This is a genomic window from Janthinobacterium foliorum (assembly GCF_978021625.1).
Genome location: NZ_CDXDQE010000002.1, coordinates 237,740 through 263,679, shown reverse-complemented (window position 1 = coordinate 263,679; position 25,940 = coordinate 237,740). Strand labels below are relative to the sequence as shown.

At 62.4% G+C, this 25,940-nt stretch carries 17 protein-coding genes and 1 tRNA gene; 6 read left to right on the top strand and 12 right to left on the bottom strand.

From position 1 onward, the window contains the following. Nucleotides 1-16: 16 nt before the first annotated feature. The 3 genes from ACZ92H_RS05600 to ACZ92H_RS05590 all read right to left on the bottom strand — a co-directional run bounded on the left by ACZ92H_RS05600 (nt 17) and on the right by ACZ92H_RS05590 (nt 7,981). Entirely contained in the window at nt 17-5,065 is a 5,049-nt protein-coding gene (locus ACZ92H_RS05600; protein WP_465048621.1) for a diguanylate cyclase domain-containing protein, read from the bottom strand. 413 nt (nt 5,066-5,478) lie between these two features. After that, nucleotides 5,479-5,565 (bottom strand) — tRNA-Leu (locus ACZ92H_RS05595). A 130-nt stretch (nt 5,566-5,695) separates the two neighbouring features. After that, complete coding sequence (locus tag ACZ92H_RS05590; protein WP_465048852.1) at nt 5,696-7,981, bottom strand: TonB-dependent receptor; 2,286 nt, start codon at nt 7,979-7,981, stop codon at nt 5,696-5,698. Nucleotides 7,982-8,478: 497 nt separating this feature from the next. Here ACZ92H_RS05590 and ACZ92H_RS05585 point away from each other — a divergent pair, with 497 nt between their 5' ends. Continuing rightward, nucleotides 8,479-9,873: an HD-GYP domain-containing protein gene (locus ACZ92H_RS05585; RefSeq protein WP_465048620.1), complete on the top strand. Its 1,395-nt coding sequence runs from the start codon at nt 8,479-8,481 to the stop codon at nt 9,871-9,873. A 12-nt stretch (nt 9,874-9,885) separates the two neighbouring features. Here ACZ92H_RS05585 and ACZ92H_RS05580 read toward each other — a convergent pair whose 3' ends face one another. Together ACZ92H_RS05580 and ACZ92H_RS05575 are read right to left on the bottom strand one after the other, a co-directional pair. Beyond that, a complete protein-coding gene (locus ACZ92H_RS05580) occupies nt 9,886-10,275 on the bottom strand; it encodes a nuclear transport factor 2 family protein (protein WP_465048619.1) in 390 nt (129 codons plus the stop codon). Between the two features lie 8 nt (nt 10,276-10,283). Beyond that, on the bottom strand, nt 10,284-10,496 hold the full coding sequence (locus tag ACZ92H_RS05575; protein ID WP_465048618.1) for a hypothetical protein: 213 nt from the start codon (nt 10,494-10,496) through the stop codon (nt 10,284-10,286). Nucleotides 10,497-10,743: 247 nt separating this feature from the next. Here ACZ92H_RS05575 and ACZ92H_RS05570 point away from each other — a divergent pair, with 247 nt between their 5' ends. Together ACZ92H_RS05570 and ACZ92H_RS05565 are read left to right on the top strand one after the other, a co-directional pair. Beyond that, entirely contained in the window at nt 10,744-11,574 is an 831-nt protein-coding gene (locus ACZ92H_RS05570) for a hypothetical protein (protein ID WP_465048617.1), read from the top strand. A 321-nt stretch (nt 11,575-11,895) separates the two neighbouring features. Then, complete coding sequence (locus tag ACZ92H_RS05565) at nt 11,896-13,839, top strand: phage tail tip fiber protein (RefSeq protein WP_465048616.1); 1,944 nt, start codon at nt 11,896-11,898, stop codon at nt 13,837-13,839. A gap of 9 nt (nt 13,840-13,848) precedes the next feature. On the opposite strand, the gene ACZ92H_RS05560 is transcribed toward ACZ92H_RS05565, so the two are convergent. From ACZ92H_RS05560 to ACZ92H_RS05550, 3 genes are all read right to left on the bottom strand, one after another. After that, nucleotides 13,849-14,352, bottom strand: coding sequence for a DUF2939 domain-containing protein (locus ACZ92H_RS05560; RefSeq protein WP_465048615.1), 504 nt, complete (start codon nt 14,350-14,352; stop codon nt 13,849-13,851). Between the two features lie 125 nt (nt 14,353-14,477). Further along, a complete protein-coding gene (locus ACZ92H_RS05555) occupies nt 14,478-14,930 on the bottom strand; it encodes a DUF2939 domain-containing protein (RefSeq protein WP_131373168.1) in 453 nt (150 codons plus the stop codon). A 36-nt stretch (nt 14,931-14,966) separates the two neighbouring features. Further along, entirely contained in the window at nt 14,967-15,329 is a 363-nt protein-coding gene (locus ACZ92H_RS05550; RefSeq protein ID WP_465048614.1) for a hypothetical protein, read from the bottom strand. 227 nt (nt 15,330-15,556) lie between these two features. Here ACZ92H_RS05550 and ACZ92H_RS05545 point away from each other — a divergent pair, with 227 nt between their 5' ends. Together ACZ92H_RS05545 and ACZ92H_RS05540 are read left to right on the top strand one after the other, a co-directional pair. Then, nucleotides 15,557-16,396 carry a hypothetical protein gene (locus ACZ92H_RS05545; RefSeq protein WP_131373170.1) on the top strand — a complete coding sequence of 280 codons (840 nt, stop codon included), beginning with the start codon at nt 15,557-15,559 and terminating at the stop codon, nt 16,394-16,396. 144 nt (nt 16,397-16,540) lie between these two features. Further along, nucleotides 16,541-18,760, top strand: a complete 2,220-nt coding sequence (locus ACZ92H_RS05540) for a penicillin acylase family protein (RefSeq protein ID WP_465048613.1) — start codon at nt 16,541-16,543, stop codon at nt 18,758-18,760. Nucleotides 18,761-18,860: 100 nt separating this feature from the next. On the opposite strand, the gene ACZ92H_RS05535 is transcribed toward ACZ92H_RS05540, so the two are convergent. After that, nucleotides 18,861-20,042, bottom strand: coding sequence for a trans-sulfuration enzyme family protein (locus tag ACZ92H_RS05535; RefSeq protein WP_465048612.1), 1,182 nt, complete (start codon nt 20,040-20,042; stop codon nt 18,861-18,863). After that, nucleotides 20,039-21,418 carry a pyridoxal-phosphate dependent enzyme gene (locus ACZ92H_RS05530; RefSeq protein WP_465048611.1) on the bottom strand — a complete coding sequence of 460 codons (1,380 nt, stop codon included), beginning with the start codon at nt 21,416-21,418 and terminating at the stop codon, nt 20,039-20,041. Before ACZ92H_RS05530 ends, ACZ92H_RS05535 begins: the two co-directional genes overlap by 4 nt. 311 nt (nt 21,419-21,729) lie before the next feature. On the opposite strand from ACZ92H_RS05530, the gene ACZ92H_RS05525 reads away from it, so the two are divergent. Further along, nucleotides 21,730-22,281, top strand: a complete 552-nt coding sequence (locus ACZ92H_RS05525) for a thymidine kinase (protein WP_131373174.1) — start codon at nt 21,730-21,732, stop codon at nt 22,279-22,281. Nucleotides 22,282-22,310: 29 nt separating this feature from the next. Here the strand turns inward: ACZ92H_RS05525 and ACZ92H_RS05520 are convergent, their stop codons facing one another. Further along, nucleotides 22,311-25,283 carry a UvrD-helicase domain-containing protein gene (locus ACZ92H_RS05520; RefSeq protein ID WP_465048610.1) on the bottom strand — a complete coding sequence of 991 codons (2,973 nt, stop codon included), beginning with the start codon at nt 25,281-25,283 and terminating at the stop codon, nt 22,311-22,313. 352 nt (nt 25,284-25,635) lie between these two features. Further along, nucleotides 25,636-25,908 (bottom strand): putative signal transducing protein, encoded by a 273-nt coding sequence (locus tag ACZ92H_RS05515; RefSeq protein WP_465048609.1) that lies wholly within the window; start codon nt 25,906-25,908, stop codon nt 25,636-25,638. Between the last annotated feature and the right edge of the window lie 32 nt (nt 25,909-25,940).

Here is a 25,940-nt window from a genome sequence, read left to right as displayed (position 1 = left end):
GCCTGTCATCTGCCGCTCAGGGGCGTCCCAGCACTCTGGTCACCACGCCATTGCGCCCCGCATCCTTGGCCAGGTACAGCGCTGCGTCGGCCACCCGCAACAGGGCGTCCGGATCGGCGGTGCCCGGCGCCGGCTGGACGGCGATGCCAACGCTGATCGTTACCTGCTGCGCATCCGCGCTCGCGTGGGCGATGTGCAGCTCCTCGATGGCGCGCCGCAGTGCTTCGCCGATCTGGCGCGCCTCGTCTGCGCCCGTGTTCGGCAGCACGATGGAAAACTCTTCGCCGCCGTAGCGCGCCGTCAGGTCACTGGCGCGCCGCATGCCGCCCAGCAGCGCATGTGCGACACGGATCAGGCATGCATCGCCGGCCTGGTGGCCGTAACGGTCGTTGAACAGCTTGAAGTAATCGACATCGAGCATGATGACGGCAAGCGGCTGGCCGACGCGCGTGGCGCGCGCACATTCGGTGCGCAGAACGTCATCGAAATGGCGCCGGTTCGCCAGGCCGGTCAGGCTGTCGGTGATGGACAGGGTCGCCAGCTTGCGGTTGGCGTCCTCCAGCTGCTCCGTGCGCTCGGCAACGCGCCGTTCGAGGCTGTCATGCAGCCTGGCGCTGGAAATTGAAATCATGGCCTGTGCGCCGAGCATGCGCAGGAAGGCCACGCGCTCCTCCGTGAACGAGGCTTCGGCGAGGCGGTTTTCGAAATACAGGATGCCGTCGATCTGGCCGCCGTGCCGGATCGGCAGGCACATGACGGCACCCGGCCGCTGCAACTCGACGTACGGGTCGTCGGCAAAGCGCGAGATGTCGGTGATGTTGTCTTCGATGACCGCGGTGCCAGTGCGGATGACGTAGCGCAGCAGCGACAGCGGGAACTGCGGGTCGCTGGCGGCATCCAGGTCGAGCGGACGCGATTGCAGGACGGTGGCGACATCATCCTCGGCATCGATACTGGCCTCCAGCTGGTAGGCGCCATCGGACAGCAGCAGCAGGCGCGCGACCTGCGCGCCAGCGTTTTCGCACACGATGGCAATCAGGCGCGTCAGCACGTTGCGCAGGCCGACTTCATTCGACAGTATCTGTGCCGCCTTCAGCAGCGACACCAGGTCGAGCGCGGCACTTCCATGCGCCTGGGAGCCGGATGGCGGCTGCGTGGCGCGGGCGTCTGTCCTTGACAGCAGCGCGGCGTGGCGCGCTCGCAGTTGCGCCACTTTCCCCTCCGCGCCCCACTGGCCGTAATGCGCGATAGCGTCCTGGATGAAGACGGCGGCCACGCGCGGCTGTCCCTCGTCGTGCCAGCATTCGCCGCACAGTTCATTGGCCAGCGCCTGCACGTTGACATAGCCTGCCAGGCCGGCGGCGTCGTTCGCCTGCTGGTAACAGCGCACGGCCAGCTGCAGGTCTTCCCGGCAGCGTGCCATTTCGGCCTGCACCAACAGATGCTTGGCGTTGCTGTTGTCCGAGCCCTGGCTGGCCCATTCCGCCAGGCTCGCCTGCAGCGCGTCGACCACTTCCAGCACCTCGCCGGCATCGGCGCGGGCGGGAGCGCGCCGCAACGCGCGCAGCCATATCAGCGCGGCGTAGAAACTGGACTCGACGACCTTGGCCTGGCCGCGCATGATCTGGGTGACGATGCCCAGCTGGCTGGCCAGCGTCTCGGCGTCGGCACTGTCGAACAGGTAGGCGCTGCGGATCTTCCCCTGCAGGAAGTAGGCGCGGTACAGCTGCGAATCGCCATATTGATCGAGGAAGCGCGCCTCGCTGAATGCCGCATCATCGTAACTGTCGTGATGGGGGAGTTGCCCCATCAGGCACTTGATCGGCTGGATCGCGGCGGCGACACAGCAATCGGCCATCGCCTGCTGGCCATGGGCGCGCATCAGCGCCAGGTCGTGCCCGATGTCGTGCAGCAGCTGCGGCAGGTGGTCGCCGAGGATGATCCGCTCGGTGGCGCGCACGGCGGCCACCACGCCGACCTGCACGAAGTCGGCGATTTCCAGGGCCCAGCCAAATGCCTCTTCGTACAGGGCATCGGAACTGCGCAGCGGGCGTGTCCAGTGGTTGCTCAGCGCGCCGAACATCAGGGCGGTGAGGGTGCGCGTCTGCAGGTTGGCGCGGCGCCTGGCCAGCGCCATCGCCATCGCGCCAAAGTCGTAGCCGCGCGCGACCTCGCCGTGGTACAGCGCCAGCATCATCGCGTAGCCGATATACGCGACGGCGCTGAAATCGCTGTTCCCCCGCTGCATGGACAAGCGCGTCATCGATACCACCATCAGCGCGCTCAAATCCTGCTGGCCGGCATAGTAGCTGGCCATCCACAGGCCCTGCATCATCTGCATCGCGGCCACCGCGCCCGCATCGCGCATGTCCTCGGCCGCCAGCAAGGTATCGGGCGCATGGGCCACATCGAGCCGCGCGATGTCGGCCAAAATCTCCTCGAAGCGCGCCTTCATCTGCGGCACGTCGTGCGGGATGTCGATGCCCAGCTGCGCCAAGCCTTCGCGCTGCACGGCGATGGCGTCGAGCAGGCGGCCCTGCAACTGATACTGGTGCGCCTGGATGGCGATGCAGCGTACCTGCAGCAGCGGGCCTGGCGCGCGTGCCCGCACCAGCGGATAGAGCGCTTCGGCGGCATCGAACCGGCCGCACAGGTAGGCCGCTTCGGCCGCACCCAGCTGAAGGTCGAGCCAGAGGCCGGGGTGGCGCTGCCAGGCCTCTGGCGGCAGCAGTTCGAGGCCCGTCTGCATGTGCTCCAAGGTGGCCTGGAACGCGGCGCGGCGCCGGGCTTTTTCACCGGCGCGCAGATTCAGCGCCGCCAGCTGCAACCGCTCGGCAGCATCGCCGATCAGCGCGCGGCCGGCATTGAACTGTTCGACCAGTTCAAACAGCTTCTCGTCCTGCTGCTCTTGCGGCGTGTGCCGCAGCAGCAGGCGGCCGATGAGCAGGTGGCTGGCGGCGCGCGCGCCCGCATCGGCGACTGCATAGGCTGCCTGCTGTACCCGGTCGTGCAGGAAGCGGTAGCTGACGCCGCTCTCTCCGGCGCCGCTGTCGCCATCGATGTATTTATAGCGTTCATCGAGCGGCTGGATCAGGCCCGCATCGAGCGCTGGCCACAGGTCCTGCTGCGTGCGCCAGGGCGTGCGCGCCACGGCCAGCGCCAGCGTATCGAGCGCGAAACGGTTGCCGCACGCAGCGGCCAGTTGCAGCAAGTGCTGCGTCACTGCGGGCAGGTGGCCGATTTTCTCCAGCAGGACGTCGACCACGTTGTCCGCATACCTGGCCTGTTCGATCGCTGGCAGGTCCCAGTCCCAGCAATCGCCGGCCGCCCGGTAGCGCAGATGGCCGTGATCATTGAGCGATGCGAGAAACTGGTTGAGGAAAAACGGATTGCCAGCCGTCTTGCGGTAGCATACGCGCGTCAGCGGCGCGCAGTCCGGAACGGCCACGCGCACGGTGGCCGCCACCATCTGCGCCACCTGCGGCTCGCTCAATGCGCCCAGCGTGAGCGTTGACAGGCGCACGCCGCGTGCCAGCAGCTTGTCGCGCAGCGCGACGAGTGCATGCCCGGCGCCGACTTCGTTGTCGCGGTACGCGCCGATGAACAGCATGCTGTAACTGTCGCAGGAGACCATCAGCAGCTCGATCATCCGCAATGTGGCCGCATCGGCCCATTGCAGGTCGTCGAGGAATAGCACCAGCGGATGGCCGCCGGCGGCGAACACTTCGACGAAGCGCGAGAACAGCCGGTCCAGGCGCAGTTGAGCCTGTTCCGGCGCGGAGGCAGGGGCCGTGTCGGTGGGACCGACGATCAATGCCAGCTGGGGAATTAAATCAACGATCACGCCCATGCCGCTGCCCAGGGCGGCATGCAGTTTTCCGGCCCATAGCCGCAGCGTTTCTTCGGGTTGGCCGAGCAGTTGGCGCACCAGCCCCTGGAAGGCATCAACCAGCGGCGCATACGGGACGTCGCGCTGGAATTGGTCAAATTTGCCGGCCAAAAACCGGCCTCGTTGGGCGATGATGGGCTTCTGAACTTCGTGCACGAGCGCCGACTTGCCGATGCCTGAATGGCCGGCCACCAGCAGCATCTCGCATCTGCCCGCCGCACTGCGTTCAAACGCGGCCAGCAGCGTGGCGATGGCGTCCTCGCGTCCGTGCAGCATTTGCGGCAAAAGGAAGCGGCCATTGTGTCCGGACAGTTTGCGTGCCTGCGCCGGATGGGCCACGCGGCACGCGGCGAGGTCGCTGCGCAGCCCGGGCAAGCTTTGGTAGCGCTGGTCGGCATTTTTTTCCAGCAGCCGCTGGATGATCGGCAGCAGCTGGCCAGGCAGGGCCGCCAGCGCCGGGTGTGACCAGTCCGGACTGCGGGCAATGTGGCAGTGCACGAGTTCCATTTCGTCGCCCGCCTCGAACGGTGCCTGGCCGGCCAGCAGTTCGTAGAAGGTGGCGCCGAGCGCGTAAAAATCGGCGCGGTAATCGACGCGCCGGTTCATGCGCCCCGTCTGCTCCGGCGCCATGTAGCGCAGCGTGCCTTCCAGTTGATGCAGATTGCCGATGCCATGGCTTTCGGCGGGCAGTTCGCAGGCGATGCCGAAATCGATCAGCTGCAGCAGGCGCCGCTCGTCATTCCACACCAGGTTCGATGGATTGATGTCCTTGTGGATCACGCCCTGGCGATGGACTTCCTCGAGGGCTGCGCACAGTTGCAGCGCGATGTCGAAAAAATCGTCCAGCGCCATGGCGGGCTCGGACGGCGACCTGCGCGTCGCCACGCGCGCGCGCAGCACCTGGTCGAGCACGAGGCCGCCGGTATCTTCCACTATCATCGTCCAGCACCCGGCGTGCAGCTGCAGCGCCAGCGGATGCGCCACGCCAGGATGGCGACAGCGGCGCGCGATCGCGTACTCGCGCTTGAACTGCGCCAGTTGCTGGAACGAGGGGAACTGCTGGTTGGGCATCTTGACCACCAGCGCGGTGCCATCGGCAGCCTTCGCGCGGTACACCCGTGAGCGGGTGCCGCTGTGCAGCTGTTTGATGATCTCGTGGTCGAAAAGGGCGCTCATGGGCTGGGCGTGCGGTACACAGACGGTTGCGGGAGCCTTGAGGCGCAGAGGTCATGGCAGTACTTGATTGCAAGTATTATATCAGTAGGCAGTGCTGATGGAGCAAGATCCGGGATGGGCTTCCCGGCAGGCAGCAAACAGGTTTGCTCATCGCGGCTGGCCAGGCTGGCGTCGACGCGCCTTGCTGCCACCACGCCGGCGCTGGCAGCTGAGCCCCTCGTTGGGCGTGTCGTGATGCATCCCGGGCGCCAGCCCATGGTCGAGGCGTGAGCATGGTGTCATGCTGACGTCGTCGCCACTGATTTGTAGCGATGAACACGGGCTCGAACGAATGCGCGAGCGAAAAAAAAGCCACTAACCCGTTGATTGTAGTGGGGTTAATGGCTTTTTTGATGTTTTTGAATTCTGTGCGCTGGTGCCCGGAGCCGGAATCGAACCGGCACGCCCTTACAGGCGGGAGATTTTAAGTCTCCAGTGTCTACCAGTTTCACCATCCGGGCAGCGCGGCGAGATTCTAGCACAGGTGATGCTTATTCCGCCATCTTGTGGCTGAGCGATGGTCCCGCATATACAGCGAGGTAGCGCCCTGTTGGGTTTGCGCGGAGTCTTCCGGCTTTTGTCCGCCCGCCGTCAGAACGTCGCCTTCAACTGCACTCCATAGGTGCGCGGCTCGTTGACGATGCCCGTCAGGTTGTTGAACTCGATCGCGCCCAGTGACTGGATCTGGTTGGTGATGTTGCGGCCGTAGGCGGCGATTTCATAGCGGTCCCATTTGTAGCCGACGCGCAGGCCGCCCTCCAGCAGCTCCTTCGCCTTGTATTCCTTGGCTTCGTACAGGAAGAAGTTGTAGCTGGTGCGGTAGGCCCAGTCGGTGTAGGCGAAAAATTCGCCGCTGGCGACGGGGATGCTGTATTTCAGGGTGACGTTGGCTTGCCATTGCGGCGCGCGCGGCAGCGGGTTGCCGTCGATGTAGGCCGTGCCGGCGAAGGGGCCGACGGGGTCGGTGACGGTGCAGCCACTGGACGGGGTGTTTTGTGCGTTGCCGCAGCTTTGCACGAACAGGCTCTTGTCCTGGATTTCCGTGTGGTTGTAGCTGCCGCCCAGGGTCATGCTGAGCGAGTCGCTGAGGTTGGCCTGGAAATCGAGCTCCACGCCCTGGCCCGTGGCCTTGTCGGCATTGAGCAGCTGGTTCATGTTGATGACGCCGCTGCCGGCCGTCAGCTGCTTGTCTTTCACGCGATACTGGAACACGGCCAGGCTGAGGCGGGCGCGCTTGTCGAACAGGTCTTGCTTGATGCCCGCTTCGACGGACAGCACTTTTTCGGCGCCGGCAAACGAAGGGCGGTCGGCCAGGCCGTTCAGGCGGCCCTGCATCGATGGCGCGCGGTAGCCGGTGGCGATGCGGGCATAGGCGTTGGTTTGCGGCGTCAGCACGTAAGTGCCGCTCAAGTCCCAGCTGACGTTGTGCGAGGTGTCGTTCAGGTTGAACGGGCCGGCCGTGGTCGCCTCCACGCGCTTGGCCGAGAAATCCTTCTTGTCGGTCGTGTAGCGCAGGCCGGCGCGCAGCTTCAGCGCGTCCGTTACGGCGTAGTTCACCGAGCCGAAGGCCGCGTACGATTTCGAGCTCTGGTTCTGGGTGGCATAGAAGGGGTTTTGCGGATTGCCCGGCGCCAGGCTGTCAAAGCTGATGCTGTCGATCCGGATGTCTTCCTTGAAATAGAACAGGCCGGCGATCCATTGCAGCGGGCCCTTGGTGCTGGACTCGGCGCGGAATTCCTGGGAAATCTGCTTGTGGTCGGGAATCACGTCGGCCGTTTCCACCACGAACGGGATGTAGCCAGGGCCCATCGGCGGGGCGTACACGGCGCCATAGCCGCCGTCGACGTCGGCGCGGCTGTAGAAATCGAGTTTTTCATAGCCGGTGATCGAGTGCACGGTGACGCCATCGAGGTCCCACTTCAGGCGCATGCTGCCGCCCTTGGTCTTCAGGTGCTGGCGGTTGATGCCGTCCGTGGGATAGGAGCCATAGTCGAAATTGTCGACCAGGTCATTCGTGCCTTGTTTCAGGATGTTGGCGCGAAAGAGGGTGGCCGTGCCATCCAGGTTACGCGCGTGCACGTTGAACAGGGCGGTGAAATCGCGCGTGGGCTTGACCAGCACCTGCAGGCGCGCGGCGCTGTCTTCGTAGCCTTCGAAGTCGCGCGTGCCGGTGGGGCGCGGGTTGTGCACGCGGTCGTCGCGGCGCTGCGTCTGGCCGGAAAAGCGCAGGGCCACCGTGTCGCTGACGGGCACGTTGAAGGCACCTTCCAGGTTTTTCACGCCATCCTTGCCAAAGCCGCCGCTCAAATAGCCTTCCGTCTTGAAGACGGGCTTGGCCGAATCGAACTTGATCACGCCGGCCGGCGAGTTGCGCCCGAACAGGGTGCCTTGCGGACCGCGCAGCACTTCCACCTGGTCCACGTCGAAGACGGGAAAGCCTTTCAGCATGGGATTTTCCTGCACCACGTCGTCCATCACCAGGCCCACGGGCTGCGAGGCGTTCAAGTCGAAGTCGGTATTGCCCAGGCCGCGAATGTAGAAGCGCGGGAAGGTGCGGCCATAGTCCGACTCGACCGAGACGCTGGGCGAACGGCTGTTGAGGAAGCGGATGTCCGCGCCGCCGGCCGTCAGGGTGTCGAGCTTGTCCCCCTTCAGGGTGGCGATCGACATGGGCACATCCTTGATGTTTTCCGCGCGCCGTTGCGCCGTGACGATCACCGTTTCCAGCTGGCCCGGCCCGGCTTGCACGGCCGTGGCCGCAGGCGTCCCGGTTGCCGTTGCCTGGCCGCCATCCTGTGCCATGGCTTGCAGGGGAAAGGCGGCAGTGACTGCCAGGGCGATCAGGGTGCGGCGTACGATGCTGGCATGCGGTGTCATCATGAAACGGCTCCTTCGGGACAGGTTATTCGGTGTACTGGCGGGTGCTTTCCGGCCAGGCGAAAAATCATGCTAGCACGGGATTTTTTGTCCTTCATGCCATTTCGGCGTGCAGATAATTCATATCAAATTCCTCTGAATAGGCCAATAAAATCGTATTTGTCGTCAATATCGTGCAGGCGCATAGTGAAGTGCCGCCAGGCATGTGCTTGCGCAAAAAAAGGTAAAGGTGGCGACGCGTTTCCCTGTGACGGCGCAACAGGGCGCCGCAGCGGCGTGCTGCAAGTTGCCGTTCCCGGCCGCAAATACAACACCAGCCGGCCTTTATTTGGCTCGCCAAAAATGTTGCTGCAATGCCACAAGTTTGTGCCGCCTGCCGCATGCAGGGCAGGGTGGCCGCTCCCGCCAGCAGGCTGGCTGGTTGCCTTTAGGCACATTCCAATGCGTGATTCGCGTAAAATGCAATTTATTTCAATTAAGAAATTTTTATTTCCATTATGTCAATCTCATCCGCAGGCGCGCCGGCCGTTGACGGTATCAAATTATCCGAACTGATTGCCGCCCTGAGCCAGGCACTGGACATCACGGAAGGGCAGCCCGAAGGCCATTGCATCCGCTGCTGCTGGATCGGCATGCATGTGGGCCGTGAACTGGGCATGCCCGATGAAGACTTGTGGAATCTGTATTACACCTTGCTGCTCAAGGACCTGGGCTGCAGCAGCAACGCGGCGCGCATCTGCGAGCTGTACCTGACGGACGATCTGGCGTTCAAGCAGGATTTCAAGACGGTGGGCGACAGCTTGCCGCAGGTGCTCAAGTTCGTTCTCAAGCACACGGGCCTGAAGGCGGGCCTGGCCGAGCGTTTCCGCGCCGTGATGACGATCCTGCGCGACGGTCCGCAAATCGCGCAGGACCTGATCGCCACGCGCTGCCAGCGCGGCGCCGAGATCGCCCGCCTGCTGCGCTTCCCGGAAAGCGTGGCGCAGGGCATCTACAGCCTGGACGAACACTACAATGGACAGGGCAAGCCGGAAAAACTGGCGGGCCAGGCGATTCCCCTGTTTTCGCGCATCGCCTTGCTGGCACAGGTGGTCGACGTGTTTCATACGGCCGACGGCGCGCGCGCGGCGCAGGTGGAAGTGCGCCAGCGCTCGGCGAGCTGGTTTGATCCCCAACTGGTGCAGGCGTTCGGGCGGGTGGCGCAGTCGGGCGCCTTCTGGTCGATGCTGCGCTCGCAAGAGATTACGGCCGCCGTGGCGGCGCTGGAACCGGCAAACCGCTGCGTGCCGGTGGACGAGGATTATCTCGACGATATTGCCGCCGCGTTCGGCCAGGTGGTCGATTCGAAAAGCCCGTACACGAGCGGCCACAGCGAGCGCGTGGCGCTGTACACGGACATGATCGCCGAGGCCATGGGCGTGACGGCCGAGCGGCGGCGCTGGCTCAAGCGGGGCGCCCTGCTGCACGACGTCGGCAAGCTCGGCGTCAGCAATAGCGTGCTGGACAAGGCGGGCAAGCTCGATGCGGACGAGTGGCAAGCCGTGCAGCTGCACGCCCATTACACGGAAACCATTCTTTCGCGCATCGATGCCTTTGCCGAACTGGCGATCATCGCCGCCGCGCACCACGAACGCCTCGACGGCAAGGGCTATCCGCGGGGCTTGACGGCGGATGACATCAGCCTGGAAACGCGCATCATCACGACGGCCGATATTTTCGACGCCATCACGGCCGACCGCCCGTACCGTGGACCGATCCCGATACCCAAAGCGCTTGAAATCATGGCGGAAACGGTGGGCACGGCCATCGATGCGCAATGCTTTGCCGCTTTGCAGGCGGCGCTGGCGCGCCTGCCGGTACTGACGACGCAGGGCGAGCGCCTGGCGGCGTGAGCAGGCGCAAGCTCAGCCAGTGACAGGAATCGGCGTGCCTTGGTGAAACGCCATTTGCCAGCGGCCGTCGCGCCACTTCCATAGCGAGCTGCGCAAGCTGGCGCTGGCGGGCAGGGCGCCTGCGGCGTGCCGCTGCGAGCGGTAGGTGACGAAGGCAATATCGTCTGCCAGCAGCTGCGCCTGGAAATCGCTGATGCTGCGCGGCGTAAACTGTTCCACCGGCAGGTCGGCCAAGGTCGCTTCCCGCGTCCAGATATTCCCCGAACTGCCGAACTCGACGAATTCATCTGCCAGCAGTGCTGCCAGGCTGGCGCTGTCGGCGCGCACGGACGCGCTTTGCAGCGCCGCTTCCAGCGCCTGCAACTGCGCTGCCAGTTCCGCGCCGTCCAAAGGCAAACGCATCGGATGGCTCAGATGGGAAACGCGCCCGCGCCCGACACGTTCAGGCTGGCCACCTTGTCGCTGGAAAAGTACTTGATCTGCCCCAGGCCGATGGCGTAGCAGCCGTCGGCCAGGGCCGTGATGGGTCCCGTCAGCTTTTCACCGCTGACCAGGGTGACGACCCAGGGCGTGGTGGCCGGTTTGCCCGCGTGGGCCAGGGCATGGTGTACGACATCGCTCATCTCTGTACCTCTTTCATGGTGTGTGGTTGCCTTGCGGCCGCTGGCCGCTGGCCGCTGCTGATTTCCCCCGATTCTACCGTTTCGCCGGCCCGCGCGCGTGGCCGCTTGCCGTCTTTCCCCTCAACAAATTCTCCGCTTGCCGGCCAGGAAGGCCTGCGCCCGCTTTTTCATCCACATTGATACGACAAAGGAAAACTATCGTGCCTACGCTTGCTACACATTCAACCCATACCCGCATGGAGGCTGCATGAGCCATGTGCGTATCATCCACGACAATGCCGCCGACCGCGCCGCCTTGACGGCGTCCAGCCAGAGCGGCAGCCTGGGGCCGGCCAATTTGCTGACGGAAGACCGTTCGCAGGTGCTGCGCTCGATCGGCACCGCCCTCAATATCATCGCCACCTGGCCAACGCCGGAACTGGGAGGCTGCGTCGCGCTGCCGTTTTGCAATTTGACGCCGCTGGCCAGGATACGCGTGCGCGGCTATGCGCAGCCCGGCGACAGCGTGCCGCTGTTCGACACGGGCCTGGTGGCCGCCTGCGACTACGCGCCCCTGGGCCTGTGGGACTGGGGCGCCTTGCCGCTGGGCGTGAACGCCTTTTCGTATGGCGGCGGCACGTATGCGCGCGTGTGGTTCCCCATCACCAGTTTCCGCGTGCTGCTGATCGAACTGAGCGATCCGGAAAATCCGGCCGGCTACCTGGAGGCGGCGCGCCTGGTGGCCGGCAGCTATTGGAGTCCGCAAAATAATGCCGCCTATGGCGCGGGGCTGGCGCTGGTCGATACCAGCACGCAATACCGCACGGCGGCCGGCCAGCAGAATGTCGAACTGGGCGCGCAATACCGCAAGCTGTCGCTGCCGCTGTCGAACATGACGGCGCTGGACCGCGCCGGCTTGTGGCGCATCGTGCGCGGCAATGGCCTGTCGCGGCCCCTGTTCGCCAGCCTGTTTCCCGATGATGACGATCCTGAACTGGAGCAGGCGCATCAGGTCTACGGCCGCCTGGCGAACCTGGCAGCCATCACCACGCCATCGTTTCAAACCTATGCCAGCAGCATCGACATCGAGGAAATCTGATGACTGGCTTTCTTGCCAGCGTCAAAAAGACCTGATCCATCAACCGCACCGCCTGGCCAGCCGCGCGCGCCGTGTATCTGCACTTCCGCGCGCATACCTTTTCAGGATGGCGCGGGTATCGCGAGGGTGGGGCACTGCGCGCCGCCGCAATGCCTGGCCGCCGCTGGCAGGGCGATCTGCATCAGGAGCGATGGCCGCGCCTGCATCATGGCCAAGGCTGTTTAACGTCTCGAATGCCAGCGCCGCCGACGCTGGCACACTATGGAAAGAAATCATGACTATGACATACATGCCGCCTTCGATGGCGGCGGGAGGCCAATAATGGGCGCTCCCATCAATGACCGCGATATCCTGCTGCAAGCAACTTCGCCCCGCTATTCCCCTGCGCACGATGCGGGCGTGCTGTTGTCCGCCAGTTCCAGCCTGTTCGAGGTGGCGCAAGGCGGCACTGCCGCGCCGGCCGAAATCGTGCTGACGGCGACCATCCTGGGAGCCGCGGGCACGGTGGTGTTTTCCTGCGCTCCGGAAACGCCCTTGCGCGTGAATGGCAATACGGCCACCTTGCGCTATGCGGTCATGGTGGCCAGCACCGTCACGGTCAGCGCGACGATGGTGATCGATGGCCGCAGCCATGTGGGCCGGCAGACCATCGCCATGTCGCGTCCCCTGGATTTGACGCCGCCCCCGGCGCCGTCCGGATTGTTTACCACGGGTAAGGCCGCCACCATCGAGCTGGCGTGGGCGCCGCCGCCGGCGAATTATCATCAACTGGCCTATACGGAAGTGTGGCGTGCTCCCGTGAATAATTTCGCCCAGGCCACGCTACTGGTGCGCGCCGGCGGCAACAGCCATGTCGATCCAGTGGGGCCGGGCGCCACGCGCTATTACTGGATACGCTATATATCCTGGGCCAACGTTCCTGGCCCCTACAATGCGTCGTCGGGCACCGTCGGCGCTTCCGATATCGAAGTCGAGCATTTGCTGGGCGTCTTGACGGCCCGGTTGACGGAAAGCCAGCTGAGCAACCATCTGGGGGAGCGCATTTCCCTCGTCGACGGACCGGCGACCCTGGCCGGCAGCGTGACGCAGCGCTTGGCCGCGGAGTCGCAGGCCCGTACGGCGGCAATCCAGATCGAGGCGACCACGCGCGCCACGCAGACAGGGCAGTTGTCGGCGCAATATACGATCAAGCAGGACGTCAACGGCTACATCAGCGGCTATGGCCTGGCGACGACGGCCAATAACGCCACGCCGACCAGTTTGTTCGCCGTGCGCGCCGATACCTTCATGATCGCCAACCCTGCCGGTCCCGGCATCCCCGCCAGCATGCCATTCATCGTGCGCGCGACGGAAAGCGTAGTCAATGGCGTGACCGTGCCCATCGGCGTCTACATAGCGGATGCGTATATCCAGAATGCCTCGATCACCAATGCGAAGATCGGCGGCGACTTGTGGAGCAGCAATTACGTGGCTGGCAAGGAAGGCTGGTATTTGCAGCGTGGCGGTGATTTGCATGCGAACAATGTGCGCTTGCGTGGCAGCATTGCCGGCGGGGCCTACACCGCGTATGCCTGGCCCTCCAATGGCGGGACAGGTTATTACCTGGGGGGTGAAGGATTGCTGTTTGGCAATCCTGCTACGGGCAAGTATTTCCAGGCCACCTCGGGTGGCGATATTTATACGCCACAGTTTTCTATCGTCAACGGCAATGCCCGCTTTGCTGGCGCCCTGCAGGCGGCCTCGGGCAGCCTGGGCACGATCACCTCCGGCCGCCTGCAGAATGCGGCGAACAGCGCGTACGTGAATCTCGATGCCAGTGGCGACCAGGTGTTCATTGCCATCGGCGACCAGATCGGCTTGCGCGCCAACGGCTCGGGATACTTTTCGCGCGACATCGTTTCCGCGCCCAAGGTCGTCAGGTCGGGCACGCTGGCGATCAACGTGGGCTGGGTCGGTTATATCTCGGGCAGCTATGTGCCCTTTACCATTTACATCGATACGGGCCACGATTTCGCCGTCGGGTGGCATACCGCCGCTGGCGATACCTTTCTCGCCAATGCCACCATTTCCGTTGGTGGTAGCAGCGAGAATGGTGGCTGCAACGGGTTCGCGGAATCGGTTGTCGTCGTCGGCGACGGCCTGGCGAAAGCAGGGGGCTTGTATCCCATCGATAATCGCATCTACATACGATATACCTGGACCCCGGTCCAGGGTACTGGCAGGATATCGCCCGCGACCCTGGACTGGAAGCTGGTCAAGGTGTAGCGGGACGCCTTAGGCGTCGGCCAGCAGATTCTTCGGCAGTGCCACCGACGTCAGTTTCCAGCCCCACACGCCGTCGCGCGTCAAGGTCAGTTCGCCAATGTGGCTCTTGCTGTGGGCGCGCTGGACCACGACGCTGTCCCAGGAGGTGTAGCGCAGGGTGTAGTCGGGCTTGCTGTTGCGCTGGCGGCCGCTGATGTCGCTGACCTTGGCGATCGGATGTTCGTAGCGGTCGTTGAGCTTGATCAAGGCGACAATGCCTTCGGGCATGAGCATGGTGTCGAGCAGGGGATCGATGACGTCGGGGCTGATGTCGTCGGCCACTTCCGGCGCCGAGAACAGGGTGTGCAGCTGCTGTCCCAGGCTGCCGCGCAGCCGGGTCACGTCGATGTGCGCGGCCAGCGCGTCCGTATCCTGTTCCATCGTCGCCGTGCGGATCTTGTTCATGGTGAAGTACGGGCTGCCATAGAAGACGCCGGCCAAGGCGACCAGTGCCACTACTGCGAGAAGCATCATTCTTTTCATCGTGCAATCTCTCGGATGCCTGGCGACCCGGTGCGCCTGAAGTGTTGGCATTCTACATAATATTTCCCAAAATCAATATAGCGGTTTAGCCAAGTTTCTTTAAGTGTTGTCCTAGATCAATATTTCAGCAATTCGGGCGGCAAGGTGATGTCCTTCAGTTGCCAATCCCACATGCCATGGCGCCGCAGCAGGAACTGGCTGGCGGCGGGGCCGGCACCCTTGCGCCGCAGCACGACTTCATTCCACGAGCGGTAGGCCATGCCGAAATCATGGCGCCGGCCATCGGCGCCATGCTTGCCGTGCAAGATCAGGACCGTGATGCCGGGCGGCGAGACGATGGTGTCGAGCATTTCCTTCAAGTCGTCCGCGTCCGTCCCTTCGCCGGCCGCCTGCAGCTGCCGCGCCACGCTGGCGCGCACGGCGGCCAGGTCGGCATGCTGCGCCAGGTTTTCCAGGCGCACCGACTTGGCCGCGATGCTGATGCGGTACATGGCGATGTAGGGGCTGACCCAGGTGAAGCCGATGGCGGCGACGCTAAAAATCACGGCGGCGGCGTATTTTCTTTTCATGCTGTATCTTTCCGCATCGCAATGCGCTCGCGCGGCTTAGTAGCCGCTCAGGATTTGATACTCCAGGCCTTGTCCGGGCAATAATATGTCAGCGACCTGCCGTTCAGTACAGTAAGCAGGCTTCCCCTCGACGTCGGCGCGATACAGAACGTCGCCCTCGATGACGGCGACGCGTCCGCCGCCAATCGACACGGCGCGCCCATCATAAATCTGATAGCCCGTTTTGCTTGTGTATTGGAATGTGGAGAGCAGTGCTTCGCCAGCAGTGACCGTTGAAATGACGTGCAGTTGCGGATCATGCCCGATGCGTTCCATCGTGCGGGGTGTTTCGCGGACCTCCATGGTGGTGCAGCCGCTGAGTAGCCGGGAGGCGATGGCGACGCGGCATAACTTTTTCATGAATTTCCTTGCCTGTCTTCGGAGCGCCCCCGTGCAAGCTGGCGCGAGCAAGGGGAGTGATTGTTAAATATTGCCAAATGATAAGTTCAGTTGCCTGTGAAAGAAAGGGGAAAGCGCTTTTTTCCCGTCGTGGCGGGCGATGGCGGACCTCGATCAGCTTTATGGATGGCAGATGGTGTAGCATTCGTGCCGGCGCGGACCATCGCGCCGCAATATTGAGGACAACCATGAATATCACTATCAATCAGGTGCTGCAGTCGTACATCGACCCGCTCACCGCCAGCGAATACGCGGCGCTCGAGCGCAGCCTGCTGGCCGAGGGCTGCCGCGACGCGCTGGTGCTGTGGAACGACGTGCTGATCGACGGGCATAACCGCTATGCCATCTGCCGCCAGCACGGCATCGAATTCAAGACCATCCAGAACACCAGCTTTACCTCGCTCGACGACGTCATGCTGTGGATGATCGACAATCACCTGGCGCGCCGCAGCGTGTCGGATTTCCAGCGCGGCGTGCTGGCCTTGCGCAAGAAGGAAATCGTCGCCGCGCGCAGCCCGGCGCCCGTCAGCGCCCAGGATGCGCCGGAGGGTGAAAATGCGCCGAAGCCGCCCATGAGCACGCGCGAAGAGGTGGCCAAGGCGGCGCGCCTGAGCAGCAACCAGATCAGCCAGATCGAGAAGATCCAGAAGGCGGCCTCGCCGGAACTGGTGGAAGCCGTCCGCTCGGGCACGATTTCCATCAATGCGGCCGCCACCGTGGCGTCGCTGCCGCCGGAAGAACAGGTGGCGGCCGTCGCCGGCGGCAAGAAGCTGCTGCGCCAGGCGGCCAAGGAAATCCGCGAACAGCGCGCCGCCACGCGCACGCCGCGCGAGCCGAAGACGCCGCACGTATCGCAGGATACGCCGGAGACGGGCAACGAACCGTGGGCCGAGAATGCGGCCCAGGCGCCGTCCGAAACGGAGCGCCTGCGCGGCGAGATCGCCAGCCTGAAACAGAAGGTGGCGCAGCTGCAGGCGGAAAATGCCGAATTGAACCAGCGCGTCGCGGCACTGATCGACGCGTCGTAGGGCACCTGACCCAACCTGCTGCGCGTCGCGCTGTGCGGCCTGCGATGCTCACCGTGCGCCAGCACGGCTGCGCTTCCTGGCCACATATCATCGCCGCTCGCTACGGTTTTGTCAGGCGCCGTGAATGCATTTGTGGAGCCGTATATGCTACATCGCAGTGTCTTTTTCACCGCCATCGCCTGCGGCGTCGTTGCCAGCCCGCCCGCGCTGGCCGCGCCCGCCGCTTCCGTCTCGGCTTCCGCCGCCGACATGGCCCGCTGGCAGGCGCAGGCCGCCCGTGTCAGCATCGCGCGCGACACCTGGGGCATCCCCCATGTGACGGGCAAAAGCGATGCGGACGCCGTGTTTGGCCTGATGTATGCGCAGGCGGAAGACGATTTCGCGCGCGTGGAACTCAATTACATCAACGCCATGGGACGGCTGGCGGAAGTGGGGGGCGAGCAGGAACTGTACCGCGACCTGCGCATGAAACTCTTCATCAATCCGGCCGACCTGCAGGCGCAGTATCGCGCCAGCCCGCCGTGGCTACGCAAATTGATGGACGCCTTTGCCGACGGCCTGAATTTTTACCTGGCCACGCATCCGCAAGTGAAACCGCGGCTGATCGCGCATTTCGAGCCGTGGATGGCCTTGAGCTTCAGCGAGGGCAGCATCGGCGGCGATATCGAATCCGTCAACCTGGCGCAGCTCGAAGCGTTTTACGGCCAGCAGGCCAAGCCCGCCAGCGTGGCATTGGCCAGCCTGGAGACTGGACTGGAGCCTGAGCCGAGCGGCTCGAACGGCTTCGCCATCGCCCCGGCCATCACGAAAAACGGCCATGCGCTGCTGATGATCAATCCGCACACCTCGTTTTATTTCCGTCCCGAAGTGCACGTCACCAGCGGCGAAGGCCTGAACGCGTACGGCGCCGTCACCTGGGGCCAGTTCTTTGTCTACCAGGGTTTCAATGAGCGCGTGGGCTGGATGCATACCTCGGGCGGCGGCGATGTCATCGACGAGTACCTGGAAAGCATCGTGGAAAAGGACGGCGCCTGGTTCTACCGCTACGGCGGCGCGCTGCGCCCCTTGAAAGCCGTACCCATCACCTTGCCCTATAAACTGGCCGGCGGCGCCATGGGTGAGAAGACCATCACCGTCTATTACAGTCATCACGGCCCCATCGTGCGCGCGCAGGACGGTAAATGGGTGGCCGTGCGCCTGATGAATGAACCGTTGAAGGCGCTCACGCAATCGTACACGCGCACCAAGGCGCGCGATTACGCGGCGTTCTACAAGACCATGGAGTTGCGCACGAATTCCTCGAACAACACCGTGTATGCGGATGCGGATGGCAATATCGCCTATTTCCACGGCAATTTCATCCCCGTGCGCGACCCGCGCTTCAACTGGAAGCAGCCCGTCGACGGCAGCGACCCGGCCACCGAGTGGCAAGGGCTGCACACGGTGGCGCAAACCATCACCCTGTTCAACCCGAAGAATGGCTGGATCCAGAACACGAATAACTGGCCCTATTCGGCGGCCGGCGCCAACAGCCCGCGCCAGCAGGATTATCCCGCCTACATGTCCGTGTACGGCGAAAACGCGCGCGGCCTGCATGCCGTCAAAGTCTTCCAGAACAAGACGGGGTTTACCCTGGACAGCCTGATCGCCGCCTCGTATGACAGCGAACTGACGGCATTCGAATCCTTGCTGCCGCCGCTGTTCGCGGCCTGGGATGCATTGCCTGCGGCATCCGCGCAAAAGCGCGCGCTGGCGGAGAAAATCGCGCTGCTGCGGGCATGGGACTGGCGCTATACGCTCGCGTCCACGCCCACCTCATTGGCCGTGTTCTGGGGCCAGGAACTGGCCGAGCTGGCGGGCAGGCAGGCGAGGGAGCAGGGCGTGCCCGTGGTTGACTTCATGGCGACGGACCAGGTCAGCGCGGAACAACGCCTGGCCGCGCTGGCGACGGCCGCCGACAAGCTGCAGCGCGATTTCGGCCACTGGCAGACGCCATGGGGCGAGATCAACCGCTTCCAGCGCCTGACGGGAGATAGCGTGCAGGCATTCGACGATGCGCAGCCCAGCCTGCCCGTGCCTTACGCTTCCGGCAACTGGGGCGCGCTGGCGGCCTACGGCCAGAGCAGCAAGAGCAGGACGAAACGCATCTACGGCGAGCGTGGCAACAGCTTTGTCGCCGCCGTGGAATTCGGTCCCCGCATCAAGGCGAAAAGCATCCTGGCGGGCGGCCAAAGCGGCGACCCGCGTTCGCCGCACTTCAGCGACCAGGCGGCCATGTATGCGCGCGGCGAGTTCAAGGAGGTGTTGTTCTATCCCGAGGACGTGGCCCGGCACCTGGAACGCAGGTACCGGCCGGGGGAGTGAAGTTGCTTGTGTGTCGGATTACGCCATTGCGGGCTAATCCGACCTACGGTACACGATACATGTAGGTCGGATTAGCGCAGCGTAATCCGACAATCCCCACCTAGATCGCGTCCAGCGCCGTGCGCAGGTCGTGGCGCAAATCCTCGATATCCTCGATGCCCACCGACAGGCGGATCAAGCCGTCGCCGATGCCCAGCCTGGCCCGCTGCTCGGCGGGAATGCTGGCGTGCGTCATCAGGGCCGGGTGTTCGATCAGGCTTTCCACGCCGCCCAGGCTTTCGGCCAGGGCGAACACTTCGCAGCGTTCAAGAAAACGCCGCGCGCCCGCCAGGTCCGTGTCCAGGTCGATCGAGATGATGCCGCCGAAGCCGTCCATCTGGCGCTGCGCCAGCGCGTGCTGCGGGTGCGATGCCAGGCCCGGATAGAAGACTTTTTTCACTTCCTTCTGCTGCTCCAGCCATTGCGCCAGCGCCAGGGCGCTCTGGCAGTGGCGCTGCATGCGGATGGCCAGGGTTTTCACGCCGCGCAGGGCGAGGAAGCTGTCGAACGGCCCGGCAATGGCGCCCACGGAGTTCTGCAAAAAGCCCAGCTGCTCGCGCCATTCCGCCTGGCGTTCTTCCGCGCCCACGATGGCGATGCCGCCGATGATGTCCGAGTGGCCGTTCAGATACTTGGTGGTCGAATGCACGACGATGTCGAAGCCGTGTTCCAGCGGGCGCTGCACCAGCGGGCTGGCAAACGTGTTGTCGGCCACGGCGATGATGCCCCGCTCGCGGCAGATGTCGGCAATCGCGCGCAGGTCCGCCAGTTTCAGCATGGGGTTGGTGGGCGTTTCCACCCACACCATCTTCGTTTCAGGGCGCAGCGCGGCCAGCAGGTTTTCGGGATTGGTCAGGTCCACATACGTGAATTCGTGGCCGGCCGAGCGGCGGCGCACGCGCTCAAATAAACGGTAGGTGCCGCCGTACATGTCGTCGCCGGCGACGACATGGCTGCCGGCGTCCAGCAGTTCCAGCACGGAGGAAATGGCGGCCAGGCCCGAGGCGAACGCAAACGCGGCGCTGCCGCCTTCGAGGTCGGCCACGCAGCGCTCCAGCGCCCAGCGCGTGGGATTGTGCGAGCGGCCGTAATCGAGTCCCTTGTGCACGCCGGGGCTCTCCTGCACGAAGGTGGAAGTGGCGTAAATCGGCGGCATGATGGCGCCCGTCGACGGGTCGGGCGACTGGCCGGCGTGGATGACGCGCGTGGCGAGGCGGCTCTTGCGGGTGGTTTCCTGGCTCAAGATAGTGTCCTGCGTAAGTGGTTGAGAAGGTCGAAGCGGGTGATCAGGCCATAGAAGGCGGCGTCATCGGCGACGACGGCCGTCAGGCCCCGGTCCAGGGTGGCGCGCAGGGCGGGCAAGCCGCTGGATGGCGCCAGGGTTTCCAGCTGCGTCGTCATGGTGGCGCCCACCAGGCCCGCGAAATGCGCGGCGTCGCCGGAGACATGCAGCAGCAGGTCCGATTCGTCGATGATGCCCACCAGCTGGCCGCCGTCGATGACGGGCAGCTGCGCCAGGTCGCTGGCGCGCATGCGGTTGAAGGCCGTGAGCAGGGTGTCGCCAGGCGCCACGCTGACCACGTCGCCTTCATCGTAGCGGCGCCCGATCAGGTCGCGCAAGTCGCCCGATGGCGCGCGCTGCAATAAACCCTGGTCGCGCATCCAGCCGTCGTTATAGACTTTCGACAGGTAGCGCGTGCCCGTGTCGCACACGAAGGTGACGACGCGCTTGGGCGTGCTCTGTTCGCGGCAGTACTTGAGGGCGGCGGCCAGCAGGGTGCCTGTGGACGAGCCGCCCAAAATGCCTTCGGCCAGCAGCAGGGCGCGCGCGGAATCAAAACTTTCCTGGTCGCTGATGGTATAGGCGCGGCCCACGCTGTCCATGTCGGCGATCGAGGGAATGAAATCTTCGCCGATGCCTTCCACGGCCCACGAGCCGCTCGTGTCGGACACTTTGCCCGATTCGATGTATTCGGTGAGGATGGAGCCCTGCGGGTCGGCCAGCACGAATTCCAGCTTCGGCTGCGCCTTGCGGAAGTAGCGCGTCAAGCCCGTCAGCGTGCCGGACGAACCGACGCCGACGACGATGGCGTCGACGTCATGGCCGCTTTGCTCCCAGATTTCCGGGCCGGTGGTGGTTTCGTGGGCCAGCGGATTGGCGGGGTTGTTGAACTGGTCGGCGAAGAAGGCGCCCGGCAGTTCGCGCGCCAGGCGGGCCGCGTAATCCTGGTAGTACTCGGGATGGCCCTTGCCCACGTCCGAGCGCGTGGTGCGCACGTCGGCGCCCAGGGCTTTCAGATGCAGCACTTTTTCCGTCGACATCTTGTCGGGCACGACGAGGATCACGCGGTAGCCCTTGATGCGCCCGACCAGCGCCAGGCCGATGCCCGTGTTGCCGGCCGTCGCTTCGATGATGGTGCCGCCCGGCTGCAAGCGGCCGTCGGCTTCGGCCGCTTCGATGATGGACAGGCCGATGCGGTCCTTGATGGAACCGCCCGGATTCTGCGATTCCAGTTTCAGGAACAGCTGGCACAGGCCCGTGTCGAGCCTGGTCACTTCGACCAATGGGGTATTGCCGATCAGCTTGTATAGGGCCGGCGGCGAGGGTGGGCTTGGCATTCGATCATTCATGATGGCTCCTGTCAGCGAAACAGCCGCCCCGGATTGTGTCCCGAGCCGCTTTCCGTGCAAAAGGCCGGAGTGTAGGCTTGCGGACATGGGCTGCGAACGAATGTTTTAATGCTTGCATATGCGGCTTTCGCATATGGCTGGACACGTGCATCTTCCCAGTATGCACCGTTTTCCGGCGCTTTGCCTCGGCATTGGCGCATGGATTAAGCTGCCGCAAGCTTGCCAATGCGATTTATAATCACGCCTTCAAAAGATACTAAATAGTATTCAAAATTACTTCGACAGACAGGCAGGCGGCAGTGGCAAAACTTTATTTCCGGTATTCCGCGATGAACGCGGGCAAGTCGACGGCCTTGTTGCAAGTCGCGCACAATTATGAAGAGCAGGGTCAGCAGGTGCGGCTGTACACGGCGGCCATCGACAGCCGCTATGGCGTGGGCCGGGTGACTTCGCGCCTGGGTCCGCAGCGCCAGGTCGATATCTTCCATGCCGACACGAATTTCCTCGACGATATCCCGCAAGTGGCGTGTTTGCTGGTGGACGAGGCGCAATTTCTCAGCACGGCCCAGGTGCAGCAGCTGCACCAGCTGGCGCAGGTAAAGGGCGTGCCCGTCATCTGCTACGGCTTGCGCACGGATTTCAAGGGCGAGCCTTTCCCCGGCTCGGCCTATCTGCTGGCGCTGGCCGATGATATCGAGGAACTCAAGAATATTTGTACCTGCGGCAAGAAGGCCACGATGAACATCCGCGTGGACGAGCAGGGCCGCCGCATCAAGGAAGGCGAGCAGATCAGTATTGGCGGCAACGAAAGCTACCGCCAGGCGTGCGGGCGCTGTTTCTATGCCGGTTGAGTTCGCTTGCACGGTGTCCAGCCATCTCGCTAGCCAACAGTCTCCAGATTCGATGGTTTCTTGGCCCCTGCAATCAGCCCTTTTTCTCGATAGCCGCACGAATTCGATTTACTGCAAATTCTGAATGCGGACTTGGGTGCTTTGACAAGCGAGCCGCGATGACATCGCGGGCAAGGAATTCTTGTCTGTTCATGCTCGATCCACTCGATCGTTTGGTGCTCGATGCGTAGATTATCTAACTCCAGCACGAATTCGCTCGGCCTGTTTGTCGCCGCCAGCATACTGACTGCATGGCGTGCGCGGGTCAGGCCAACGTAAAGCAACCGGCGCTCTTCCTCTACGCTATCGCCGAGCGGCGGTAGTACCAGATCCAGCAAAGGTTCTGCCGGGCGGTCATCGGGAAACCCCCTAAATCCAGAATCGAGGCCGGGAAGTATGACGAAATCCGCTTCTGAACCTTTTGCCGCATGCACGGAATTGAATTCGATCGACAGCCTGCCCGCATAATGGGTCTTGAGCGTTTGCAGATAGGCGGTCGTAAGCCCTTCAGTTGTTGTGGAGTCTTTTTTTGTGCGCCGCAGTATCTGAACGCTGGGACATGCGATATCAAGTTGACGGCCAAGTGCGCACATATGCTCTAGTTCTTCCTGTAAGACTTGCCGCCTGTTTTCTGCGCTGTCAGGATGATGCACGACCCTCACGCAACTGGAAAATGGCGATGCGTTAGCGTAGACTTCTTTTGTCGATTGCCGCGAGTTTTGCATGACCAATGCTCGTGAGACATCGGCGATACCTTGCGCGCAGCGGAAAGTCCTGGAGAGCTTGAGCCTGCTGGTGTGCCTGCCAAGGTAATGGTCCATATTGTTAAAGATATCGATGTCTGATCCGGAGAATCGATTAATCGATTGCCAGTCGTCGCCAACGCAAAAAACGATGGACTCGTGTGGCGACTGGTTCAGAATACTTTTTACCAAGTCGCCTTTCAAATGACTGATGTCTTGGAATTCATCCACCAGCACGAATCGAAATGGCGACGCAACGCTGCCGGTCGCCAGGATGTTTACGGCATCGCGCAGCATATCGGCATAGTCGATCTTGCCCGCTTCTCTAAGGGCATCTTGATACCCGTGGTATATCAGAATGGCAACATCAAGAAATAGTTCGGCACGGGCTGGGTTGACCGATCCGCTTGCGGCTTCGCGGACGCGCTGTTCGGTATATCCTGAGTTCTTAAAGAGCAGAACAAAGTTGATTAATAACTGCTCAAGATGACTGGCTTCGCGAAACTGCTGCAGTGCACAGGCCCGGATATGTTCATCGGAGTCGCCGATCTTTACACCGGCTGCGTGCAGGTTTTTCTGTAGATGCAACCAAATGGAACCGTCGCGTACCTGGGCACTGCTTGTCTCGAAATACACGATGCGCTCAGCCGAATTTTCCGGTTCTTTCATCCATTTCTGATACATGGCGCGCTTGTGCGCCGCGCGCTCTTCATATTTTTTTCCTCCCATCCATTCGGGGGCCTTTCCCTGATCATTCAGCGCGAAATGCTCATGGATGACTCTCACGGTACGCATGTGTCCACCGGGCAGGCGTTCTTGGTAAAGATAGCTGAAATCCGGATTGTAAGGTTTGCTCTTGCCGCTCGCATAGGCGCCCAGTCCCAAGCGCTTCGCTCCGGCCCAGTCGGGGCGTTCGTACTCAAAGACTACGCCGCGCAATATCAGCCAATTTGCGATTGCGCGTTCTTCCAGGGAACGAACATAAATTGACTGGCTGAAAGTTGGAATGCTCGGTTCCCATGGCTTTCTATGCGGATCTCGGCGTAGCCGCAGACGTTCCCTGCAGCATTCCTCGTAGCGCTTTTCACACTCATCCAGATCGCCGCTTGCTCCTATGGGGTTTGGATTATCACAAGGGAAGAGACTGAACCATAAAGTTAATGCTTGTTGAAAACTTTCATTCGTATCCAGCAAATTATGAATGACGCTTTTCATTAAGCGGCCTTCTTCTCCCTCGTCTTCCTTCAAGACTTTGGGTGTATATGTGGCGCCATAATGTTCCGTCAAAATGGATAAGCCGAAGCTATGGAAAGTCTTCGATGCCACGGAAACTGGGCGTCCCAAAGCATTGCCAAGTTTTTCCTTCAGCCTTTTCTTGAGGCCGTTTGCTGCGTCCTTGTTGTATGCGAGCGCAATAATTTCATGATCTTGAAACATTCCGCTTTTGAGTGCGAAACCGATTTTCCCAACAATACAAGAGCTTTTTCCAGAGCCGGCTGCAGCGATAACCAGTGTAGCGTCCTCAAATGTGAGCGCGGTATCGATCTGTTCTTCAGTCAGGGCACGGCTTTCCACATTGTGAAAATACGCTGCTTCTGCTTCTCTCCAATATGCCTTGTATTGCGTATTGTGTGCTTCTTGAGCTTTTTGGGGGGATTCGAAAAAAGGGGCGAGGCTTGCCAGACGATCATGCAGCGCACGAGCGCACTGGCGTTGCTTGTCGGTTGCCATACGCAGCTTGCGCAGCGAAGCTGCATGGATACAGTTTATCTTGAATAAAGGGCGCTCTAGCTTGGCAAATCGGGTGGCAACGGAATGGCGCATATACGCATGCGGTTGATAGGCCAAAGACCTTCTTTCTTCCGCTGCGCTTGTATAGCGCTCGATACTGGACAGTTTCAGGTCGATGAAGCGAGAGGTCGCTGCATTGATGGCATTGGTGACTTCCCGCGTACTGTCTGCTTCTATCGTGAACGATTCAAATAGCGCATCCTCATCTTGCGTGTATGATAAGTTTATTGTATCGCACTTGAAGAGCGCCTGCAGCCATCCTTGGTTTTCAATGCATACGTTTGATATTCCTTCAATCGGAATCGAAGTATCTCCAATCTGGAGCTTATCGCTGAGAAGGTGGATGACGCGCGGCTTGCGGAAGTGAATCCAGGCGAACCACGTTGATTCTTTTTTCTGCAAAATTTCCTCTAGTCCTTCATGAATCATGCTGTCAAGGTTTTCGGCGGACAGCGCACTTAGTCAGAAGACTTATTGCCGGCGTTTTCCCGTATTGTCAATGAGGACATATTTATGTCCGGTTTGCCGTGGAATTTAAAAGATAGTTCCATGGTACGGGCGGTCGGCATATAAAAAGCCGCAGCGTCCTAATTCAACAAGGAGTGTATATGCTGTCATGCCAGATATGCAATCTCAGCCGATCATAAATATGCGTCGATTGAACAGCGCATGCGGTGGGAGAGGAGTGACCAGGATTTTAATGGCAATGACGACCGCAGCCTGAAAAGGGGCGAGGCTGGCGGTAAGGGGGGGGCGGCAGCGAGGTGGCCAGATGAAAACGCTACTCCACCTCCGGCAGCCCCACGTCGGCATCGTCCGACAGCGCCAGGTCGCCCCGCTCGAAGGCGGCCAGGATCTCCTTGGCGCGGGCCACGTCGTGTTCGCGCACCATCACGCGGGCGCCGCCGATGGCGGCCGCCAGCAGCATGTCGGCCTGCATGTGCTGGTCGTCCGTCAGCAGCACGTCGATGCCGGCGGCGGCCAGGCAGCCGCGGATCACGTGCGCATCCGTGGGGATCATCAGGCGGGCGATCAACACGTAGTCGTCATGCATGGGAACTCCTGGCGCAGTGGGTGTGCGCCATC

What these genes read in the sequence shown, in the direction of transcription:
- ACZ92H_RS05555 (WP_131373168.1), bottom strand. Translation starts at nt 14,930, where the DNA reads ATGAAAAGAAAATACGCCGCCGCCGTGATTTTTAGCGTCGCCGCCATC.
- ACZ92H_RS05590 (WP_465048852.1), bottom strand. Translation starts at nt 7,981, where the DNA reads ATGACACCGCATGCCAGCATCGTACGCCGCACCCTGATCGCCCTGGCA.
- ACZ92H_RS05550 (WP_465048614.1), bottom strand. Translation starts at nt 15,329, where the DNA reads ATGAAAAAGTTATGCCGCGTCGCCATCGCCTCCCGGCTACTCAGCGGC.
- ACZ92H_RS05565 (WP_465048616.1), top strand. Translation starts at nt 11,896, where the DNA reads ATGGGCGCTCCCATCAATGACCGCGATATCCTGCTGCAAGCAACTTCG.
- ACZ92H_RS05580 (WP_465048619.1), bottom strand. Translation starts at nt 10,275, where the DNA reads ATGCGTTTGCCTTTGGACGGCGCGGAACTGGCAGCGCAGTTGCAGGCG.
- ACZ92H_RS05540 (WP_465048613.1), top strand. Translation starts at nt 16,541, where the DNA reads ATGCTACATCGCAGTGTCTTTTTCACCGCCATCGCCTGCGGCGTCGTT.
- ACZ92H_RS05545 (WP_131373170.1), top strand. Translation starts at nt 15,557, where the DNA reads ATGAATATCACTATCAATCAGGTGCTGCAGTCGTACATCGACCCGCTC.
- ACZ92H_RS05530 (WP_465048611.1), bottom strand. Translation starts at nt 21,418, where the DNA reads ATGCCAAGCCCACCCTCGCCGCCGGCCCTATACAAGCTGATCGGCAAT.
- ACZ92H_RS05585 (WP_465048620.1), top strand. Translation starts at nt 8,479, where the DNA reads ATGTCAATCTCATCCGCAGGCGCGCCGGCCGTTGACGGTATCAAATTA.
- ACZ92H_RS05600 (WP_465048621.1), bottom strand. Translation starts at nt 5,065, where the DNA reads ATGAGCGCCCTTTTCGACCACGAGATCATCAAACAGCTGCACAGCGGC.
- ACZ92H_RS05570 (WP_465048617.1), top strand. Translation starts at nt 10,744, where the DNA reads ATGAGCCATGTGCGTATCATCCACGACAATGCCGCCGACCGCGCCGCC.
- ACZ92H_RS05520 (WP_465048610.1), bottom strand. Translation starts at nt 25,283, where the DNA reads ATGATTCATGAAGGACTAGAGGAAATTTTGCAGAAAAAAGAATCAACG.
- ACZ92H_RS05515 (WP_465048609.1), bottom strand. Translation starts at nt 25,908, where the DNA reads ATGCATGACGACTACGTGTTGATCGCCCGCCTGATGATCCCCACGGAT.
- ACZ92H_RS05560 (WP_465048615.1), bottom strand. Translation starts at nt 14,352, where the DNA reads ATGATGCTTCTCGCAGTAGTGGCACTGGTCGCCTTGGCCGGCGTCTTC.
- ACZ92H_RS05575 (WP_465048618.1), bottom strand. Translation starts at nt 10,496, where the DNA reads ATGAGCGATGTCGTACACCATGCCCTGGCCCACGCGGGCAAACCGGCC.